This is a genomic window from Pseudoalteromonas sp. 2CM39R (assembly GCF_023161845.1).
The window spans coordinates 291,473-311,807 of record NZ_JALNTM010000008.1 but is presented as its reverse complement, the minus strand read 5'-3'; the positions used below and the strand labels follow the sequence as shown (position 1 = coordinate 311,807).

16 protein-coding genes are annotated in these 20,335 nt (G+C 41.5%); 5 read left to right on the top strand and 11 right to left on the bottom strand.

Translation table 11 applies throughout. The features are described from left to right. Positions 1–4: 4 nt before the first annotated feature. Entirely contained in the window at positions 5–2,332 is a 2,328-nt protein-coding gene (gene mrcB / locus MTF66_RS19525) for a penicillin-binding protein 1B (protein ID WP_248528063.1), read from the top strand. 105 nt (positions 2,333–2,437) lie between these two features. Here the strand turns inward: mrcB and hemL are convergent, their stop codons facing one another. The 6 genes from hemL to MTF66_RS19495 all read right to left on the bottom strand — a co-directional run bounded on the left by hemL (position 2,438) and on the right by MTF66_RS19495 (position 10,926). Then, positions 2,438–3,718 (bottom strand): glutamate-1-semialdehyde 2,1-aminomutase, encoded by a 1,281-nt coding sequence (hemL, locus tag MTF66_RS19520; RefSeq protein WP_054562319.1) that lies wholly within the window; start codon positions 3,716–3,718, stop codon positions 2,438–2,440. 71 nt (positions 3,719–3,789) lie between these two features. After that, positions 3,790–4,806, bottom strand: a complete 1,017-nt coding sequence (locus tag MTF66_RS19515; RefSeq protein ID WP_055197864.1) for an aspartate carbamoyltransferase — start codon at positions 4,804–4,806, stop codon at positions 3,790–3,792. Between the two features lie 104 nt (positions 4,807–4,910). Next, entirely contained in the window at positions 4,911–5,345 is a 435-nt protein-coding gene (locus tag MTF66_RS19510; protein ID WP_054562318.1) for a CopD family protein, read from the bottom strand. A gap of 20 nt (positions 5,346–5,365) precedes the next feature. After that, positions 5,366–7,048, bottom strand: a complete 1,683-nt coding sequence (locus MTF66_RS19505; protein WP_248528061.1) for a chloride channel protein — start codon at positions 7,046–7,048, stop codon at positions 5,366–5,368. A 99-nt stretch (positions 7,049–7,147) separates the two neighbouring features. Beyond that, positions 7,148–8,479: a transporter substrate-binding domain-containing protein gene (locus MTF66_RS19500; protein WP_248528058.1), complete on the bottom strand. Its 1,332-nt coding sequence runs from the start codon at positions 8,477–8,479 to the stop codon at positions 7,148–7,150. Between the two features lie 71 nt (positions 8,480–8,550). Then, positions 8,551–10,926: a diguanylate cyclase domain-containing protein gene (locus MTF66_RS19495; RefSeq protein WP_248528056.1), complete on the bottom strand. Its 2,376-nt coding sequence runs from the start codon at positions 10,924–10,926 to the stop codon at positions 8,551–8,553. Positions 10,927–11,106: 180 nt separating this feature from the next. Here MTF66_RS19495 and erpA point away from each other — a divergent pair, with 180 nt between their 5' ends. The 3 genes from erpA to MTF66_RS19480 all read left to right on the top strand — a co-directional run bounded on the left by erpA (position 11,107) and on the right by MTF66_RS19480 (position 15,718). Beyond that, positions 11,107–11,445, top strand: a complete 339-nt coding sequence (gene erpA, locus MTF66_RS19490; RefSeq protein ID WP_054562313.1) for an iron-sulfur cluster insertion protein ErpA — start codon at positions 11,107–11,109, stop codon at positions 11,443–11,445. A gap of 104 nt (positions 11,446–11,549) precedes the next feature. Continuing rightward, the gene (locus MTF66_RS19485) at positions 11,550–12,641 is read left to right on the top strand and encodes an efflux RND transporter periplasmic adaptor subunit (protein ID WP_248528053.1); all 1,092 of its coding nucleotides are present in this window, start codon (positions 11,550–11,552) and stop codon (positions 12,639–12,641) included. A 2-nt stretch (positions 12,642–12,643) separates the two neighbouring features. Continuing rightward, entirely contained in the window at positions 12,644–15,718 is a 3,075-nt protein-coding gene (locus MTF66_RS19480; RefSeq protein WP_248528051.1) for an efflux RND transporter permease subunit, read from the top strand. Between the two features lie 39 nt (positions 15,719–15,757). On the opposite strand, the gene MTF66_RS19475 is transcribed toward MTF66_RS19480, so the two are convergent. Further along, positions 15,758–15,931, bottom strand: coding sequence for a hypothetical protein (locus MTF66_RS19475; RefSeq protein WP_165385093.1), 174 nt, complete (start codon positions 15,929–15,931; stop codon positions 15,758–15,760). 311 nt (positions 15,932–16,242) lie between these two features. Between MTF66_RS19475 and MTF66_RS19470 the strand changes: the two genes are divergently transcribed. Further along, positions 16,243–16,482, top strand: a complete 240-nt coding sequence (locus MTF66_RS19470) for a helix-turn-helix transcriptional regulator (RefSeq protein WP_054562310.1) — start codon at positions 16,243–16,245, stop codon at positions 16,480–16,482. 118 nt (positions 16,483–16,600) lie between these two features. On the opposite strand, the gene MTF66_RS19465 is transcribed toward MTF66_RS19470, so the two are convergent. The 4 genes from MTF66_RS19465 to MTF66_RS19450 are packed head-to-tail and all read right to left on the bottom strand — an operon-like array spanning position 16,601 to position 20,335. Next, positions 16,601–17,980 carry an MFS transporter gene (locus MTF66_RS19465; RefSeq protein ID WP_054562309.1) on the bottom strand — a complete coding sequence of 460 codons (1,380 nt, stop codon included), beginning with the start codon at positions 17,978–17,980 and terminating at the stop codon, positions 16,601–16,603. Positions 17,981–18,016: 36 nt separating this feature from the next. Next, the gene (locus tag MTF66_RS19460) at positions 18,017–18,634 is read right to left on the bottom strand and encodes a peptidylprolyl isomerase (protein ID WP_054562308.1); all 618 of its coding nucleotides are present in this window, start codon (positions 18,632–18,634) and stop codon (positions 18,017–18,019) included. A 2-nt stretch (positions 18,635–18,636) separates the two neighbouring features. Next, positions 18,637–19,188, bottom strand: coding sequence for a YajG family lipoprotein (locus MTF66_RS19455; protein ID WP_054562307.1), 552 nt, complete (start codon positions 19,186–19,188; stop codon positions 18,637–18,639). Positions 19,189–19,201: 13 nt separating this feature from the next. Then, a complete protein-coding gene (locus tag MTF66_RS19450) occupies positions 19,202–20,335 on the bottom strand; it encodes a methyltransferase (protein WP_248528079.1) in 1,134 nt (377 codons plus the stop codon).

Below are 20,335 nucleotides of genomic sequence, written 5' to 3'. Positions count from 1 at the left end.
CTCAATGGCTGATAAAAAAACTCCTGCAAAAAAATCGTCTAGTAAACCGAAGGCGACATCAAAAAAAACTACCGCTAAGCGCTCACGCGCACCTCAAGGGCCAGCTAAAGCTAGTGTATTAAGAAAACTTTGGTCAATTTTTTGGAAGCTTTCACTTGCTGTGATTGTTGCCATGGTGCTGTATCTAATTTATTTAGATGCAAAAATTACTCGCCAATTTGAAGGCAATAAATGGCAGTTACCTGCACAAGTGTATGCTCGTGCAATGAGCTTTTATCCTGGGCAGTATTTGTCTCAGCAAGAGGTTATTTGGGAGTTAAACCGTTTAAATTATTCATCTGTAAATAAGCTAAGCCGAACAGGTCAGTATGTTAAATCAGCTAACAGTATTAAAGTGTACCGCCGTGAATTTGAATTTTATGACGGCCTTGAAGACTCACAAGTGATTGAGCTGCGTTTTTCAGGGCAGAAATTAGCAACCATCAAAGATAAATTTGGCCGTCGTTTAAACAGCGCTCGATTAGAGCCGGTTCAAATAGCTCGCATTGGTAATGATTCAAAACAAGACCGCGAGTTTGTGCCGCTAGATAAATTTCCGCCGATGCTAAAAGACACTTTACTGGTGGTTGAAGATCGTAATTTCTATCAACACCATGGCGTATCGGTGTGGTCAATTATGCGCGCTTTATACAGCAATATTAAAGCTGGACGTACAGTGCAAGGGGGCAGTACCTTAACTCAGCAATTAGCAAAGAATATATACCTTACCCGTGAGCGTTCGCTGGTGCGTAAGTTTAATGAAGCGCTTATCGCTCTGATATTAGATTACCGCTACAGCAAAGATGACATTTTAGAAGCTTACCTCAATGAAGTGTATTTAGGTCAGTCTTACAATCAAGGCGTTCACGGTATGGGTCTTGCCGCTGAGTTTTATTTTTCAAAGCCTGTGGATGAGCTTGAATACGACCAAATTGCGCTTTTAGTGGCTATGGTGAAAGGTCCATCGTATTACAACCCACGCCGTTATAGTGAGCGCGCAATGGAGCGTCGTGATCTAGTACTTCGCTTAATGGTTGAAAATAAATTGATTGATACCCGTGAATATCGTGCAGCATTAAAGCGTCCAATTGATATTGCACCAATGAAAGACAGTCTGCAAAAGTCATATCCAGGTTACTTAGAATTAGTTAACCGAGAATTAAAGCGCCTACTACCTGATCAGCAAGTGTTAGATGCCGGGGTGCGTGTATTCACCTATTTTGACTTACAAAAGCAAACGGCCATGGAAGAGTCGATTGAGGCAAGTCTACCTTATCTAGAAAGACGCCCTAAAACAGAAGAACTTGAAGCGGCGATGATCTCAGTTAACGTTGAAAAGGGTGGGGTGTCGGCGTTGGTTGCAGGTCGTGACGTACGTTATTTTGGTTTTAACCGTGTGCTTGATACCAAACGTAATATTGGCTCACTTGTTAAGCCTGCCGTTTATTTAACAGCATTTGAAAGTGGTCAGTTTAATGTTGCCACATTGGTGGATGACTCACCGCTACAAGTGACTAATGAGCAGGGGAAAGTTTGGCAACCGGAGAACTTCGACAAGCAGTTCCGCGGCCCTATGCCACTATACAAAGCATTTAGTAACAGTATTAATATTCCTGCGGTTAACACTGGCCTTGATGTTGGAGTTGATAAAGTAGCTGATACCTTAAAGCGTTTAGGTGTAGAAGGGCGTATTGATCAATACCCGTCATTACTTTTAGGTGCACTTGAGCTTTCAAGCTTTGAGGTAGCGCAGCTTTATACAACCCTTGCTGCTGATGGCCAGTACCGCGAATTAACGTCTATTTCAGCACTGACTGACTCAGTAGGTAAAGTACTTTACAAGCATGATGTCAGCTCACAACAACGCTTTGATGATGCATCAATTTACATGACTAAGTACGCAATGAAGCGCGTAACAAAAGATGGCACGGCTAAACGCCTAAATGCTCATTTCCCATCAATTCAGCTTGCTGGTAAAACAGGCACTAGTAATGACTTACGCGATAGCTGGTTTGCAGGTTTTGACCAAAACACGGTGACTGTTGCATGGATTGGTCGCGACGACAACAAGAGCACGGGTTTAACAGGCAGTGTTGGTGCATTAGAAGCTTACATTCGCTACCTTAAACCACTCAACCCTGAAGCCATAGCGGATACTCGCCCTGCTTCTATTCGTTGGGCCTTCATTAACGAAGAGACTGGTCTGCAAGCGCCTCCGGGTTGCGGAAAAGTAGTGCAGCTACCTATACGTGCCAGTGAGTTTGAGCCTAGACCAACTTGCGTTAGAGATTAACAACACCAACTCGCATTAATACTTAAATAAACGAATTGGCAAAGAATAAAAAAAGCCCCAGCATTGAAAAATGCTGGGGCTTTTTATTAACTTGTTTAACGCTTATTAAAGCTTCGCGAATGCGCGCTCTGCTGCTGCAATGGTGTCGTTGATCTCTTTTTCAGAGTGCTCAGCGCACACAAAGCCTGCTTCAAACGCCGAAGGAGCTAGGTAAACACCTTCTTCTAGCATTAAGTGGAAGAACTTTTTGAAGCGCTCTAAATCACACTCAGTCGCTTGTTGGTAGCTTGTTACTTTTTCTTTATCAGTAAAGAAGAAACCGTACATACCACCTGCGTAGTTTGTTGTTAGTGCAATGCCTGCTTTTTTCGCTGCAGCTTCAAAGCCTTCACAAATTGCTTTGCTCTTTGCTTCAAGCTCATCGTGCAGGCCTTCAGCACTTAATAGCTCTAGAGATTTTAAACCGGCAGCCATGGCAATTGGGTTACCTGATAATGTACCCGCTTGATAAACAGGGCCAACAGGTGCGATGTAATCCATGATTTCTTTCTTACCACCAAAAGCACCTACTGGCATTCCGCCACCAATCACTTTACCTAAACACGTTAGGTCTGGCTTGATGTTGTAATAAGCTTGTGCGCCACCTAAAGCAACACGGAAACCTGTCATTACTTCATCAAAAATAAGTACAGATTTGTATTCATCACACACCTCACGTAAACCTTCTAAGAAGCCAGGTACCGGTGGAATACAGTTCATGTTGCCAGCAACTGGTTCAACGATGATACAAGCGATTTCGTCAGCGTATTTTGCGAAAATTGCTTTTACTTCATCAAGGTTGTTAAACGACACAGTTAAGGTGTGCTTAGCAAAATCTTCAGGAATACCTGGTGAGTTAGGTACACCCATAGTCAGTGCGCCTGAGCCTGCTTTTACTAGTAGTGAGTCGGCATGACCGTGGTAACAGCCTTCAAACTTTAAGATTTTGTCACGGCCAGTGAAGCCACGCGCTAAGCGAATCGCACTCATTGTTGCTTCAGTACCTGAGCTTACCATACGTACTTTTTCGATTGATGGTACTAGCTCTTTTACTTTTTCGGCCATTAAGATTTCAGTTTCTGTTGGCGCACCATAGCTTAAGCCATTTTCTACAGCTTCTAATACCGCTTGTTTAATAGCTGGGTGGTTGTGACCCATGATCATTGGTCCCCATGAACCAACGTAATCGATATAACGGTTACCATCAGCATCAAAGGTAAAAGGACCTTCTGCTTTAGTGATGAATAAAGGAGTACCGCCAACGCCATTGAAGGCACGAACTGGTGAGTTAACACCGCCTGGGATTGATTCTTGCGCGCGATTAAAAAGATCTTGGCTAATTGTCATGAATAGTCCTATTGGGTTGTCACGTTAAATGAGTTGGTTTGCAAGGGCTCAAAGAGCCCAAACGAAGTAGCTTAGCTATTACGTTTACGGCTAAACCAAGGCACGTCGACTTCATATTGCTCAACTTTGTCGGCAACATCTAAGGTTAGAGCAAACAACGCCATGCGAATTAACACGCCATTTTGTACTTGGCGGAAAATCGCTAGGTTGTCGTTGCTATTTAAATCGTTATCTAGCTCGTTTGCTTCTAAACGGCTATCACGAGGAAGTGGATGCATCAGTACTGAGTTAGGCTTACAGTGTGCGTTGTAAATTGCCTGACTGATACGGAAACCACCACGGTATTTGTTAGCTTCTTCTTGAGAAGGGAAGCGCTCTTCTTGGATGCGGGTTTGATAAACAATATCGGCCGCCAAGTTGCCTTCCATTTTATCTACTACTTGAATTTTATGACCTGCGTTATCAACAGCATCTAAAATGTAGTCTGGCATTTGTAAGCCATCAGGTGCCACCATTGAGAACTTAACGTCTTTATAATGACAAAGTAATTTAGATAAAGAATGCACAGTACGGCCGTACTTTAAATCACCTACTAGGGCAATGTGCATACCGTCGATACTTTGGTTGAAACGACCTAGCTCACGTTCAATCGTTAGCAAGTCAAGTAGGGCTTGAGTTGGGTGTTCATTTGAGCCATCACCGCCATTGATTACTGGTACATCACACCCGGTGGCAAATTCAGCAACAGAGCCTGCGTCAGGGTGGCGCATTGCAACTGCATCTGCATACGCTGAGATCACGCGAGCGGTATCATACAAAGATTCACCTTTTGCCAACGCAGAGCTTTGCATGCCCGTTGTTTCACGAACTAAGCCACCTAGTAAGTTAAATGCCGTACCAAAACTTACACGAGTACGCGTGCTTGGTTCAAAGAACAAGTTCGCTAAAATTGCGCCCTCTAAAACATTGGTGCGCTTTTGCTTTTTAGCATAAGGCTCCATTTTCTTAGCAACTGCAAAAATACGTTCAATACAATCTCGATCAAGCTGATTGACCGACAGGATATTTTCACCTTGGAAACTTAGCATGGGGTTTGTTCCTAATCACATTTATAGGGCGCTGGCACTCGGTATGGGAGGCCGCATAAATTTGCGCAGTACTATAGCAAATTTTTAGCGTTCACAGCAGCAAATTATAAGTTAGGTTTAATTATTGCCAGTGCCACTATAGCTAAAAGGATGAGTACCGGAACTTCATTAAAAATACGGTAAAAGCGATCGCTACGTGTATTGCGGTCATGCTTAAAGTCAGCCAGTAGTTTGAAGCAATAGCCGTGGTAGATATAGAGAATAATCACTAGCACCAGTTTGTAGTGCAGCCACATGCTGTATCTAAACCAATCTCGACCATATTCAAAAATGGTCAGTACGCCAAACACCAATGTTAAAACGGCAAACGGCGTCACAAAAAACAGTAAGCGGCGTTCCATTACTTTTAGCATTGAGTTACAGGCTTTTTCTTCACTCATTGCGTGGTAAACAAAAAGACGTGGCAGGTAAAAAATACCGGCAAACCAAGCAATCATAAAAAATACGTGGAAGGTTTTATAAACTAATAGCGCAGTCATTTAAGCATCCATTTTAATTGTTATAACAAACTGTTGCGTATGGTAAGGATATGTCTGATTTGGTCCCAACGCAAAAGGCCCATAATCTGTTGGTTATCAAGCAGGTTGTAAATATACACAGCACCGCTGCGTTTATCTTTTAATAAGTCAAAAGCATCGGCTAAAGTTGCTTGGCTACTAAGGCCGGCAAGGCTGACATATTTGATATTACTTTCTTGGTCAGACATCAGGCTTAAATCATATTCTGCAAGACGATAGCCATTCTCTTCATCATGAACAATCAGCGGGGTTTGGCTATCAAGGGCATCGAGCGACTCTTTAATTTGTTGTTTGTCGTCACTGTAAAGCAGCTTGAACTGCTCATCCATTTCATCCATCACACCTACTTTTTGTAATGCTTCGGTAGCAGGCGATATTTGATACTCAAGCCCTTGGAAATCGAGTTGTTGCATAAAAATAGAGCGGTTACCAAAAAACTGCAGTGCCGTTACATAAGCCGTTGAGATCACCAGCATGGCTGGCACAATAATCTCAGGACTTGAGGTTAACTCCATAACCGTAGTAAGCGCAGCCAGTGGTGCGTGTAATGTTGCAGCCAATAACCCCGCCATGCCAAGCATGCTATAGGTACCTGTGATATCAACACCCGGACTAATAAACTGCGCGAAAAAGGCCATCAAGGTGCCCATTAATACCCCAAGCCCAATAACAGGGCCGATGATCCCACCAGGAATACCTAAACCAATGGCAAATAAAGTGGCGAGTAATTTGGCAATCAAGATGGTTGTTAAAAACTGCACATCATCTGGTGATTCAATAGCAATAGTGATAGCACTCATACCTGAGCCCATTGCATGAGGAACCATATAAGCAATTAAGCCTGCTATTAATCCTGCGAGTAATAGACGAGGGAACATACTTAGTGGTTTAAAGGTGCGGATTATAAGCATCAAGTTTTGGTTAAATGCATAGGCAACAGCACCAAGTGCCATACCAAAAATGATTAAAAATGGGTAATGCCAACCACTTAGTGGGTTCATGGTGATAAGTGCGAGCTCAGAAGCGTCACCAAAGACAAATTGAGTGGCTAATGCACCGGTAACCGCAGCGAGCATAATGGGCACGAAAATATGCACTTTATATTCCCTAAGTACCACCTCCATAACAAAGATAACGGCTGCTAGCGGGGTGTTAAATGAGGCAGCAATACCGGCTGCAACACCACAACCGCTGAGGGTACGCATTGCATTGTGCGGAAGGTGTAGTTTATCGGCCAGTAAACTAGCACCTGTAGCACCCATATGTACTGAGGGGCCTTCTCGACCGACCGAAAAACCACTAATAAGGGCTAATGCACCGCCGACAAATTGGTTTACCGTGTTGTAAAGCGGCATATGGCCATAATGTTTTTTAATGCGGTGAATTACAAACGGAATGCCAAGACGATAATGCTTAAAGCCTGTTAGGGCGGCGAATAAGGCAATTAATAAGGCTGCACCAACTGGCAGTATCATCCGCTCATAGGTTGGTAAAGTGGTGAAGTCATCCGGCTTATCTAAAAATAAGCTTTGAAAAAACATGATTGTGAGGCGAAAAAGTATGATCAACACTGCCGCAATTAACCCTGCACTTACACCAAGTAAGCACAATTGCACAGATGTTTTAGGCTTTGCTAGGCGACGTCTTAGTCTCTCAAGCCACATGCATATTTCCTCACAGCACTTTTGAGCCGCAGTTTAGCAAATCAAATTCACTAAGTCGTTGGGATTTTATAATTTTATCTGCATTTTGGGTAAATCTAGCTAATCTTTGCTGTCGTTTTTAATTCGCTGCGTTAATTCAGGCAAGCGAGCTGTAATGGCTTTTGATACTTCATCTACCAACGGGGCATGTTTTTTATGAATAACCGTGTTGATAGCCATTTGCCTTAGTACAATTACAGAAAAATCTTTTTTAAAGGTAGTTATATCGTTATTGAGCGCAGGATAAAGTGCATAATCGACACGACCTTTTTTTAGCATAGTAAGCGTATGGCTCAAGTCTTCGTTATGAATGACCTCTGCTTTAATATCAAACTCATTAAGAATTTCGATATCACCAATCGAGCTCATAATTCGGTTGTTAGGGTTGTATAAATTATCTCTATCGCATGGCAGCGACTTTTGACATAACAATACTAAATTTATAATGCCAAGACTTGGCTCCACGGCAATAACATTCTCGAATTTACGCATATTACTTTGTGAGCGCACAATATCGCCGTCAACGATACCTGCATTTAATAACAATACGCCTCTTCGAGATGGTGTTGCTTGCATCTGGACTTTGATATTTAAATCATTATAAACATCACTCATTAACGCTTTGAATGGCGCTATACGCGGTATGTCTATATAGGTTAACAACAGCTTTTTTGGCCGAGAGTAATTTGTTGCAGATGGAATTGCCCCAGCAAATAAATCATTGAGTAAGGCTATTTTAGCTTTGTTTTCAGCGTCATTTCGTATACCAATCACTAATGGAGTGTCGGTAAACTGAGTTACTATTTTCGGCTCAGGTAGGTTTTGTTGCTCAGCAAAATAGTTAAGCACTTTTGGTGCAGTAATCGCAAAATTAACCTGCTTAGTTTGCATTAAGTGGAATAGCTCTTCATCGTTTGCTGTTTGCACTATGCTGCCGGCATAGGATTGAATTACTTTTTCGACCACATCAGGGTAGATGTAAGGCTCAACAACGCCAACTTTGTGCTCATTAAAAAGCTGTTCAAGATTTTCAAAATCTTGTGGATTAGACTGAGTGGTAATGACAGCTAATTGAGAATTTAAAATAGTGGGTGAAGCTACAAAGCCGGGCATCATTTCAGAGGGCCAAGCAGGGTAATAACCCAGGTAGCCAGTTAACTGGGCTTTTTTTATTGCATCTTGCCAAGGTAAATATTCAACTTCGAGGTTTATCGATTTTTTGGCAAGCCTGTCTCTTAGTAATGCAATAGCATCACCGCCATTTTCCATTGTACTACTTGCATACGGCGGGGCTTCTAAAGAGGTGATTTTCCATGTTTCTTGGTACGTGCTATCAGCAGCTGCAAGCGAGCTAAAAACAAGTACCATAAAATAATAAAAGCGAGTAAGCATGGAAAAAGAATCATTATTAATTGTTTAATAAGTATACGTCTAAATTAGAGTTTTTAGCATTATTAATTTGCTTATTTGCAGTTCATAACATTACAACTAAAGCAGTGATGTTTTTGGTCATACATACGCTTATCGGCCATGCTAAGTAATTCGTCAAATGATTGCGCATCGTCAGGATATAATGCAAAGCCAACACTCGCCTCAACGAGCAAGTCACCATACTCTGATTTTATCGGCGCCTTAATCGCACAGATCAATCGTGATAGTGCACGGTTTATTTGTACTTGATTTTCTATGTCGGTAACAATAACTACGAACTCATCACCACCAATGCGTGCGGCACAATCGGTTTTGCGAGCGGTGTCTTGTAAGCGTTTAGCAACCTCTATCAGTACTTTATCTCCCATCGCATGGCCATGGGTGTCGTTAATCGGCTTAAACTTATCAAGATCAAAATAAAGGCAACCTACCTTAGAGCCTGTGCGCTCAACACGGGCAAATTCTTGCTTTATGAATCGCTCAAGCGCGCTACGATTTGCTAAACCAGTAAGGTAATCTGTTTGTGCTAATTGCCTAATTTTCTTCTCTGCCATGACGCGTTTTGTGATATCGAAATTAACACCAATCATACGGTTGCCGTATATTCGTCCATCTGCATTGATATAGCGGGTTTTGCCTGAGGGCAGAACAATCTGAAATTCTGCGTGAAACTCTTCGCCATTTAAAATTGCGAGTTTTAGCTTGTTGGTCACGTCTTCATATTCATCTGGGTGTAAGCTATTAGCCCATGCTGAATAGTCCCCTTTAAATTCTGATTTTGGAATTTCAAATAAGGTATGCATCCAGTCATCCCAAATCAGTTCATTAGTGTCAAAATTCCACTCCCAAATACCAATATGGGCCGCATCTGCAGCCATAGACATGCGTTGGTGTAAGCTTTCAAGCTCGGTTTTTGCTTGTTTTAATTCAGTAACATCTTCAGAAACATCCAATAAATATTGCGCTTTACCATTACTGTCTTTAATCGTGAGTTTCCGTGTTCTTAAGAAATGAGTATTGTCATCAATAGTAACCGGCTTTTCCTCTATAGTTAGAGTGTCATCACTTTTCAATACATCGCGATCGGTTTGCACGAAACTGACTGCTTGTTCATTACTGAAAATATCAAAGTCATTTAAACCGATTAGTTGGTCTTTATTTTTACCTAGTAGTTGCTCACCCGCTTTATTTACATGGCTAAATGTTAGATGCTCAGCTTCTTTTACAAACAACATGATGGGTAAATTATCGAAAATAGTTTGTGTAAAGGCTTCTTGGTTTCGAATATCAGAGAGATCTTTTATTGTCGCCACATAAGGACCTGACTCTTTTTTACCAATTGAGCTGATTGTTAATGTAATAGGAAATCGTTTTTTATTCGCTCGTTGTCCTTTTAAGAGCCGACTGCTACTTTTACCCGCTGTTTTTTTACTAAGCTGTGAATCCCTGAGGATTTCATCAAGTTCTAACGATCTTTCAGGGATCAGGGTACGAATATGTTTGCCTATTAAATCATGCGGGTGATAGCCAAAAACTTGGTTAACAGCCGGGTTTGCAAATTCAATTTTTCCTTCATTATTAAAGCTAATTACCACATCTTGTACGGTATTAAGTACTGCTTTCAGTTTTGCTGATAATAAGCTCCTTGCTCTGAGCTCAACAGCACCCAATACAAACAGACTTAATGCCACCAGAATAAAAATAATAAGTTGTGCTAACGTCGAGTAGTCGTGGGTTGTAACATAGGTGGTGTATTCAGTTTCAAAAACAGACATCGAAATCATGCCGATGTAATGCATTCCCGAAATTGCACTGCCCATTATCAAAGCCACCACCAAGTTCATCCGTGTTTGATGAACCCCTTTAGCAAGTCGAAAATCATTAATTTTTAATGCGATACCTGACAGCACAATAGCGACGATAATAGATAAAGAGAACAACCAAGGCTCATAAGCCATTTTTGCAGGCATCACCATCGCCATCATGCCAACAAAATGCATCGAGCCAATCCCAGCACCCATTAACACACTTCTAAATAGTAGCCCTTTGTCGGTTTGTAGTGCAGGTGATAGCACGATGTAACTGGCAAACACACTTGGCAAAATTGATATTAAGGTAATGCTAATGTTGTATTCAATAGGGATGGGTAAGGTATAGGCAAGCATACCTACAAAATGCATACCCCAAATACCTATACCTAAAAAACACGAAGCCATGATGGTCCAGATCTGACTTTCATTTTTTAGATAAGAGTGTTTGATACGAGCTGATAATAAAAAAGAGATATACGAAGCAAATACGGCTGTGAGGATTGAAGCAAAAGCAAGGAGTAAATCGTATTCAGCTGGAATGACTTGCGCACTGCTTAAATTATCTGTTATAAAATGCAGCTTGAAATGCTCTATCACAATTATCTTCCCTCAGTGCAAACTCATGCCAGCCCAAATGTAGTACAAATTAACTTTAGTCCAAGTCGAATGGCTTAGCCAGTTGCCCTCACCATAATTGAGATGCTCTTCTGGTGATACTTGATTAAAACACTCGGGTATTAGATAATTGCGGCCAATATAGGTTTTGAGGGTTTTGGTATGTCAGATGAGTTGCCAATCAAGTTCAGCGATGCAGCAGCTGTTCGTGTTAAACAGTTAATCGAAGAAGAAGAGAATCCAGATCTTAAACTACGTGTTTATGTAACAGGTGGTGGTTGCTCAGGTTTCCAATATGGTTTTACTTTTGATGAAAAAGCTAACCCTGGCGATTTAGAAATTGTTAAAAATGGTGTAACGCTTGTTATCGACCCTATGAGTATTCAGTACTTGGTCGATGGTACCGTTGACTATACTGAAGGGCTTGAAGGCGCACGCTTTTTTGTTAATAACCCCAATGCAACAACAACCTGTGGTTGCGGAGCCAGCTTCAGCGTTTAACGAATTATTTAAAAAAGCCACTTTATGTGGCTTTTTTATTGCTTTAATTTCTCATAATATCTTGCCTCTGCTAAATTTTACGCATTATTAGAAGGAATTTTGCGTTGCCAAATATAACTACAACAATAGAAAAGAAACCCTATATTTTAGCTATCGCCATTGTTTTGGTGATTGTACTGTGGATGCTATCTGGGGATAGCAAAGCAGATCAAAAAGCACTGCAAAGTGATGAGCAAGTTCAAGAGCGCTTGCCTAAAGTGCAAGTGATGCCGTTGGTCGCTAAGAATATCAATAAAAACCTAACTTTTTATGGAAAGTCAGAGCCTGACAAAATCGCGAATATTAGCGCTAGGCAAGCAGGGCAAGTACTCGAAATTTTGGTTGAAGAAGGTCAGTTTGTAAAACAAGATCAGGTTATTTTACGTCTCGATAAATCTGATTTAGCCGCCCAAATCACATCAGCAGAAGCATTAGTTGCACAGTATCAAACTGAATACGAAGGCGCGCTTAAACTTAATCAGCAAGGTTTACAAAACAAAGTATTGACCATGCAAGCACAAGCTATGTTGCAACAAGCAAAAGCAACCTTGGTAAGCCTTGAATTAAAGCTAGAGCGCACTGAAGTACGTGCTGCTTTTGATGGCGTTATCAACAAGCGTTTAGTCGAAATTGGTGATTATGTTGGCATAGGCGACCCAATTTTGCAGCTTGCTGATTTAGATCCGTTAATTGTCAGAGCTGATGCGACTCAAAAAGAAGTGCAGGGCTTAGAAGTTGGGCAAGCTACTTTTGCTCATGTGCTAAATGACAAAACCTATCCGGGTCGAATTCGTTATATTGCATCTGTTGCTGATGACAGCACCAATACATTTCGCATCGAAGCGGCATTTGAAAACCCAGGTATGAAATATAAAGCAGGTTTTTCGACTCAGCTTAATATTGAGTTGCCAACTGAGCCAGCCATGTTATTGAGCCCGGCTTTCATGGCCCTAGATGAGCAAGGTAATATCGGCGTAAAAGTCGTGAATGACGACAATATTGTAGAGTTTAAGTCGGTAAATCTAGCTAAAAGTACCGAGCAGGGCGTTTGGCTTTGGGGTTTAGGCGAGCAAGCGAATGTTATTACCCTTGGTCAAGGTTTTGTGCGTGCCGGTGACAAAGTTGAGCCTGTGTTTACTGAAGCAACGAGCAACTAAGTATGAAAAACTTAATCGAAGCGTCGTTGACTCACACGCGTACAGTTTTATCTATTTTCATCTTATTGCTGATCTCGGGGTGGGTGACATATCAAACCATCCCTAAAGAAGCGAACCCCGATGTCACCATTCCCTTTATTTATGTCTCCATCATTCATGATGGTATTTCCCCTGAAGATGCTGAGCGGCTATTAGTTAGGCCGATGGAGATTGAGCTTCGCTCAATTGAAGGGGTAAAAGAAATGTCAGCGGTAGCTAGTGAAGGGCATGCCTCTGTGACCCTTGAGTTTATCGCGGGTATGGATCCCAAAGAAGCCTTAGCAGATGTACGAGATAAAGTTAGTTTAGCTAAGGCAAAGCTGCCTTCTGAATCAGAAGAACCAGAAGTTCATGAAATCTTGATGGAAGATCAGCAGCCAACAATTACATTAACCTTGTCAGGTGATGCGCCAGAGCGAGGTTTGCTAACCCTTGCCCGTAATCTTAAAGATGAATTAGAAAGCATTTCTAGCGTATTAGAAGTCGATGTAGGTGGTGACCGCGAGGATATGGTCGAAATTGAGGTCGATCCATTGGCGATGATTTCTTATGGCCTTGAACCGAATGACATTATTCAATTGCTATCAAATAACAACCGCTTAGTTGCTGCCGGTACCCTTGATACTGGTAAAGGACGCTTTGCTGTAAAAATTCCATCGGTATTTGAAACGATTCAGGATGTGATGGAGCAACCAGTGAAAGTTGTTGGCGATAGGGTGGTGCGTTTTATGGACGTAGCAAAAATTCGTCGAGCGTACAAAGACCCAACCTCAATCGCGCGTATTAATGGCCGCCACGCGGTTTCGCTGGAAGTGAAAAAACGTGCGGGCGAAAATATTATTGATACGGTCGATCAAGTTAAAAAAGTGGTTAATGAGGCCAAGAAAATTTGGCCTGAGCATATACGAGTAGATTACACCGGCGACATGTCAAAAGACGTGAAGATGATGCTTTCTGATCTGCAAAATAATGTGCTGTCTGCTGTATTGTTGGTAGTTATCGTTATTGTGGCGGTACTTGGCGCGCGCACCGCCTTCTTAGTAGGTATTGCCATTCCAGGCTCATTCTTAACCGGGATTTTAGTGATCTCAGTGTTTGGTTTAACGGTGAATATCGTGGTGCTTTTTGCACTCATCATGGCTGTCGGTATGCTGGTGGACGGTGCAATCGTTGTTAGTGAGTTTGCTGACAGAGCAATGAGTGAAGGCAAACCGCGCAAGGCTGCTTATAAACTAGCTGCTGAGCGAATGGCGTGGCCAATCATCGCTTCTACGGCAACGACATTAGCAGCCTTTGCGCCGCTAATATTTTGGCCGGGAATGATGGGCGAGTTTATGAAATACTTGCCGATTACGCTTATTGCCACCTTGACTGCGTCATTACTTATGGCATTGGTTTTTGTGCCAACCATTGGTGGATTAATAGGAAAATCAAGGCCGCTTTCTGAGCAGCAAAAACATGATTTAGAGTTAGCTGAGTCTGGTGACTTAACACAAATTAAAGGAATGCTTGGGCGTTATATTCGAGTGCTTGATTATGCAACAGAGCGCCCTTGGTGGAGCCTTGCTGCTGCAATCGTATTCTCTACTTTAGTGTTCTTTGCATTTGCTGTCTCTAAGCTAGGGGTTGAGTTCTTTCCTGATGTTGAGCCAAATGGCGTCAATATCAAAGTACGCTCTTACAGTGACTTATCTATTTTTGAAAAAGACGTGATCATGAAAGACATCGAGTCACGCATTTTAAAAGTGGAGGGTATTAAAACCTTGTATGCCCGTACTGGCGGTAAAGATCAGGTAGGCACGTTTAGAATGAATCTAAAAGACTGGGATGAGCGTCCACCTGCAGAAGATATAATCAGTCAAGTTAACGAAATCACGGCAAGTTATGCTGGTGTTGAAATTGAACTTCGTAAAGATGAAAACGGCCCCGGTGGTGGCAAAGCTCTAAGTATTGAGCTGAGCTCTCGATTTGTTGATGTGCTTAACAGTGAAGCTAAACGAGTAAGGCAAGCCATAGAGAGTGATGGCGCGTTTCGAAATGTTGATGACAGCGCTTCAAAACCGGGCATTGAGTGGCAACTTAAATTGAACCGGTCGGATGCGGCTCGTTTTGGTGCGGATGCCAGTATGCTAGGGGCGAATGTTCAGCTTATTACCAATGGTTTAAAACTGGGTGAATATCGCCCTGATGATGTTGATGACGAGATTGATATACGCGTACGCTTTCCTCATGACAAGCGAGATTTAGGACGGCTTGAAACGTTGCGTGTAAAAACCATGCACGGGCAAGTGCCAATTAGTCACTTTGTTGAGCGTCAAGCAGCTCCTAAGGTCGATACAATTCGCCGTGTTGATTCTCAGCGCGTTGTTACCGTCAATGCAGACATGAAACCGGGTGAACAACTTGCTAAAGCGTTGTCACGCTTACAAGCGCAACTAGAGGAGCAAGGGTTAGATCCGCGCGTGAAAATTAAAGTGCGTGGTGAAACCGAAGATCAAGATGAATCAGAAGCCTTCCTTGAGCAGGCTTTTGTAGTTGCCCTGTTTGTGATGGGTATCATTTTGGTAACGCAATTTAATAGTTTTTATCAAGCATTTTTGATTTTAAGTGCCGTACTGTTTTCAACTGTGGGTGTTTTCTTAGGCTTAATCGTATTACAGCAACCGTTTGGTATCGTGATGTCAGGCATCGGGGTTATCTCGCTTGCAGGTATTGTGGTTAATAACAATATTGTATTGATTGATACCTATAATGTTTTACGTAGCCAAGGTCTTGCTGCAAAAGATGCGATTTTACGAACTGGTGCTCAGCGTTTAAGGCCAGTATTGTTAACGACAGTGACCACCATTTTGGGATTAATGCCGATGGTACTGCAAGTGAATATTGACTTATTTAACCGTCATATTGATTTTGGTGCGCCATCTACTCAGTGGTGGGTGCAATTGGCCACGGCTGTTGCAGGTGGATTAACATTTGCTACTGTATTAACACTGGTACTTACGCCTTGCTTGTTAATGCTGCGAGATCGTCGTCGGTAATCGGTAATTTCGTTACTGATTAATTAAAAATGAGTGACCCTAGTGTTGGGTCACTTTAATCATCAGTAAAAAGAAGCCTAAAACTAACGCAGAGGCGATTAAAATATACACAAACCCCTTCTTGCCTTGCTTAATTGGTACACGATTTTGTTTTAAAAATAGGTACCACGCCACACACAGTACAATTGGCAACAAAAATAATATACGAAACATTTCCTAACCTTTTTCAGTATTTACATACACTTTAAGCATAAATATGCAGATTTTAAAGTGATACTTTCATCTTGTTACACTTCCAATTGATCAATTTTTTGGTACAGTTAACCAGTTAACTATAGAGCACATGCTTTAATTTTAGCTACACTTAAGCTTGTATACTAAAAAGGTCCATACCTAAAAGGTGGACATTTGTATAATTAATCATTCAAACTGAAAATTATTAGTATATAATGTGTCCAAGAGTGAGACGGGCAAATTTCACTCTTAAATTATTAACTTGAATCATCTAGTAGGAGATGTATTTTATGATGGGTAAAACAGTTTCTTCTGAAGAAAACTCGAAATTAACGAAATGGCTTAAAACTAAGCGCCATGAAAAAGGTCACACAATGCGTAGCCTTGCACAGGTTTTAGGTACACCGCATTCTTTCATTGGTAAAATTGAAAACCAAGAACGTCGTTTAGATGTAATTGAATTCATGCGTTATTGCGATGCTTTAGAAGTTGACCCATACGAAGGTCTTAACTTGCTTAAAGACGCTTAATTATTCATTACTAAAAGCGAAACGCCGCTTTTAAAGTAATACAAATAGTGCAAGGAAGCGCTATTTAAAGCCCCTCCCTTGCATTTTCATCATACTAATCACATACGTATCAAATTTGTTAATTGTTTTGATGATAGTTGTTTTCTAACGCATAAAGCTTATGGCGAATTAAGAATAAAAATACCAGTGATGGGATCACCATCAATGCAGTTAGCACAAAGAACATCGCCCAGTTTCCACCTAACCAGTCATCAATAACCACGCCGCTGTAGCTCGACAGTAAGGTTCTACCTAAATTACCCAATGAAGCAAGTAGTGCATAGTGGGTCGCACTAAATGCTCTATCACATAACATTGATATAAACGCCACCATTGCTACCAGTGACCAAGCTTGGGTAAAACCATCAATAATAATAGCAAATGCATACAGACTCAGTTTAGGACCTGCAATCGCAATCCAAGCAAAGGCAAGGTTTGAGGCTGCCATCGCAATACCACTAATAAACAAGCCTTTTACAATGCCATAGCGTTGATTGAATAAGCTTCCTAAAAAAGTAAAAGCGATGGTGAGCACTGCAGTACCCACTTTTGAGAAGGTCGCTATGTCACTATTTGAAAAGCCCACTTCTTTATAAAACACGATAGACATTCGCCCTAAAAAGGCTTCACCGATTTTAAATAAGAAAATAAAGGCCAATAATGCCAATGCTGTTTTTACGCCATTACGGGCAAAGAAGGTTCTGAAAGGGTCAAAAACGGTTACAGCAAGCCATGCAATAACTTTAGCAAAGCGAGTCTGCGTACTACCAGCCAGCTTTTGTTGATAGGTTTGTTCAAGCTCAGCTTGAACAGCGTCACGGTTTGATTCGGGTTCTTTTGCCCACAATACGCTGCTCATTAATAGCAGCATTACCACAGATAAGAAAAAGTAAACTTGTGGCCAATCAATTGAAGGGATGTCGGCCATATAAAATGGCAGGGCGCCTAAAAGGGCGTAACCGCTCCACCAACCTGAAGTGGCCATTGCAGCCGCTGCAGTGGCTTTGTGGCTTTCGTTTTCGGCTAAAGTGTCGATACGAAATGCATCAATAGCAATATCTTGAGTCGCAGAAGCGATAGCAATAACTAAACACAGCGCGGCAGCAAACCAGAGGTTGGCTTTAATATCGAGCCCTGCAAGTGAAAAGGTGCCAATAAAAATCACTGACTGGCAAAGTAAAATCCAGCTACGGCGCTGGCCTAGCCAGTTAAATAAAACAGGTAACTTTACACGGTCAACGAGCGGTGACCATAAAAAGTTAATGCTATACGCACCAAACACGATACCAAATAACCCAATCATACTGCGGCTTAGACCTTCGTCTTTTAGCCAAGCCGACATGACAGAGCCAATCAGTACCCAAGGAAAGCCACTACTGATACCAAAGATGAATATATTGATTAAACGTTTATCTTTGAAGTACGAGAAATACTCTGAAATAGAAAGGGGTTTTGTCATAGTGTTGCCAGTTTAAGGGGCGTGCGCCCCTATTTATTATTGATTAGCGTCTAGCACTTTTACGTTTAAGATAACAACAGGATCTTTGGGTACAAAGCTGTAACCGATTTTTTCGTTAAAAGCGGTTTCGACACGCATGATTTTGTCTAGTGTGTCATAGCCATCCATGACCATACCGAATACAGCAAAGCCCCAGTCGCGACCAGGATTAAGATGATCGTTATCGTCCATGTTAAAGAAAAACTGACGAGTACCTGAGTGAGGTTTACGGTCTTGATATGCCATTGCGATGCTATACATATCGTTTTTTAACCCGTTGCCACTTTCATTAAAAATAGGGTCACCTTCGTACAGACCATCATAGTCTTTATCGTAACCACCGCCTTGAATAACAAAATCACGTTCGTTGTCTTCATCACGTTCTACACGGTGAAACACACTACCTTGATAGCTACCGTCGGCAACGTAAGTTAGAAAGTTATTTACTGTTATTGGTGCGCGTGAACGATCCATTTCGACCACAATACTGCCAAGCGTAGTGACAATTTCTACGCGTGGAAACATATTATCTTTTTGAATAAATTTACCCTCAGTCGCTGCGAATGAACTGTGAGCAAAAAATAATATAAAACTAAGTAATAAAATACGCTTCATAGTTAACCTTCTAAATAGGCGATTAATTCTGGGTCAGATACAATGCGGGTAATTATTTGCTCAGTCAACTTATTAAGCTGACCTTCTACTTTTGCACGGTCATGGCTGAGTGGCCCTTCTAGGTTTGCATTACCACGGTATATCTTGCTGAAAGTGCTTGAATTTCTGATTACTCTTAAGCCTAATTCAATAGTTGCGTCACTTGTGTGAGTCATCATCTTTTCAGTAACAACTGCTTGTAGCTTATGAATATCTAATTCAAAGCGTGTTGTCGCCAAGTTTGAGATACTCGCCCCATTACGGCTTAATGCACTGTCTAGAGCGCTTTTCACTGAATCAGTAATACCAGGGCTGGCAAGGGTTTTAGTTTTATCTGATTCAATAATTTTTAGGGTCACGTTGTCGCCGCGTAAATCAATTACGCTAGTACTAACGCTAGTGCTAAGGTTTGAAATTTTGCCGCCTTGATAAACGGGGTTTAAAATTAATTGATTGGGTTGGTTGCTACATGCCGCAAGCGCAAGCACCGCACATAAAGGAAGTATTTTTTTCATTTAGTTAGCTCCATTAATTATTCTTTGTTGCACTTAGTACGACAAACTTTTTGTTAGACCCTAACAACTTACAATTGCCGAACATGCGTTTTAACTTTTCATGATAGTCTAGATGACGATTACCAATAATTCTTAATTCACCACCGTGCTTTAATGTGTGTTTTGCCTGTTTGAACATTTGCCAAGCAATATGATCAGTAACCGCTTGCGCTTGGTGGAATGGCGGATTACATAAAACGAGGTCAACACTATTAGGTTGAAAATCGGTTAAGCAATCGTTTTGGACAAACTCACACTGTTCTAATTGCTCAGGTATATTGTGAGTGATATTTAACTTGGCTGATTCAACGGCCATATACGACTCATCAACGAAGGTTACATGGGCTTTAGGGCAGCGCTTTAAGGTCATTAAGCCAACAACACCATTGCCACAGCCTAAATCAATGATACTGCGGGCTTTACTTGTTTGTGGCAAATAGTTAAAGAAAAAACGTGCGCCAATATCTAATGAGTCTCGTGAAAAAACATTAGCATGGTTTTGTATTTCAAATTCACCGCCTTCAAGTGGCCAGTTAACAGGGAAGGGGGCAACTTTATTAAGGCCGCTGGTTTTACTGATGATTAAGCGGGACTTTTTAACCGCTAAGCTGGTTGATGTTTCACCGATATACTGACTAAAAGCCTTTATAGTTGAGTTGTGAATGTCTTTCGTTTTTCCAGCTGCAATAACATCAATGTCGGCAGGTAAAGCTGCGCTGATTGCGGCAAGTTGATGCTGAAGATAGCCTAAATTGCGTGGCACTTTTAATATCACTAAATCAACCTGATTAGGTAATGCTGCTAATGAGTCCAGTTGCGTTAAAGAATCTGTTGATAACTCATTGGCTTGTAAATTATAGCGGGTAGCTTGATGACCAATATACGAGTCGTTAACTGAATAAACTGTTAACGTATTAAAGGCACAGGCTAAAGCGCCAAAGCTGTCATTGAGTATCAGGATTGAATTTGCATCTGGATAGTGCTCTTGTACATAATTGACAAGATATTCATCGCCTGAGTCCCACGCTTGAAGACTGCGATTTTTTTGATCTAACGGAAAGCGTTCTAGGGTATAGGTGTTATCACCGAGCTGTGCTTGGGTGGTCAT

Coding starts and splice junctions, on each gene's coding strand:
- mrcB (WP_248528063.1), top strand. CDS start 5: ATGGCTGATAAAAAAACTCCTGCAAAAAAATCGTCTAGTAAACCGAAG.
- hemL (WP_054562319.1), bottom strand. CDS start 3,718: ATGACAATTAGCCAAGATCTTTTTAATCGCGCGCAAGAATCAATCCCA.
- MTF66_RS19515 (WP_055197864.1), bottom strand. CDS start 4,806: ATGCTAAGTTTCCAAGGTGAAAATATCCTGTCGGTCAATCAGCTTGAT.
- MTF66_RS19510 (WP_054562318.1), bottom strand. CDS start 5,345: ATGACTGCGCTATTAGTTTATAAAACCTTCCACGTATTTTTTATGATT.
- MTF66_RS19505 (WP_248528061.1), bottom strand. CDS start 7,048: ATGTGGCTTGAGAGACTAAGACGTCGCCTAGCAAAGCCTAAAACATCT.
- MTF66_RS19500 (WP_248528058.1), bottom strand. CDS start 8,479: ATGCTTACTCGCTTTTATTATTTTATGGTACTTGTTTTTAGCTCGCTT.
- erpA (WP_054562313.1), top strand. CDS start 11,107: ATGTCAGATGAGTTGCCAATCAAGTTCAGCGATGCAGCAGCTGTTCGT.
- MTF66_RS19480 (WP_248528051.1), top strand. CDS start 12,644: ATGAAAAACTTAATCGAAGCGTCGTTGACTCACACGCGTACAGTTTTA.
- MTF66_RS19475 (WP_165385093.1), bottom strand. CDS start 15,931: ATGTTTCGTATATTATTTTTGTTGCCAATTGTACTGTGTGTGGCGTGG.
- MTF66_RS19470 (WP_054562310.1), top strand. CDS start 16,243: ATGATGGGTAAAACAGTTTCTTCTGAAGAAAACTCGAAATTAACGAAA.
- MTF66_RS19465 (WP_054562309.1), bottom strand. CDS start 17,980: ATGACAAAACCCCTTTCTATTTCAGAGTATTTCTCGTACTTCAAAGAT.
- MTF66_RS19460 (WP_054562308.1), bottom strand. CDS start 18,634: ATGAAGCGTATTTTATTACTTAGTTTTATATTATTTTTTGCTCACAGT.
- MTF66_RS19455 (WP_054562307.1), bottom strand. CDS start 19,188: ATGAAAAAAATACTTCCTTTATGTGCGGTGCTTGCGCTTGCGGCATGT.
- MTF66_RS19450 (WP_248528079.1), bottom strand. CDS start 20,335: ATGACCACCCAAGCACAGCTCGGTGATAACACCTATACCCTAGAACGC.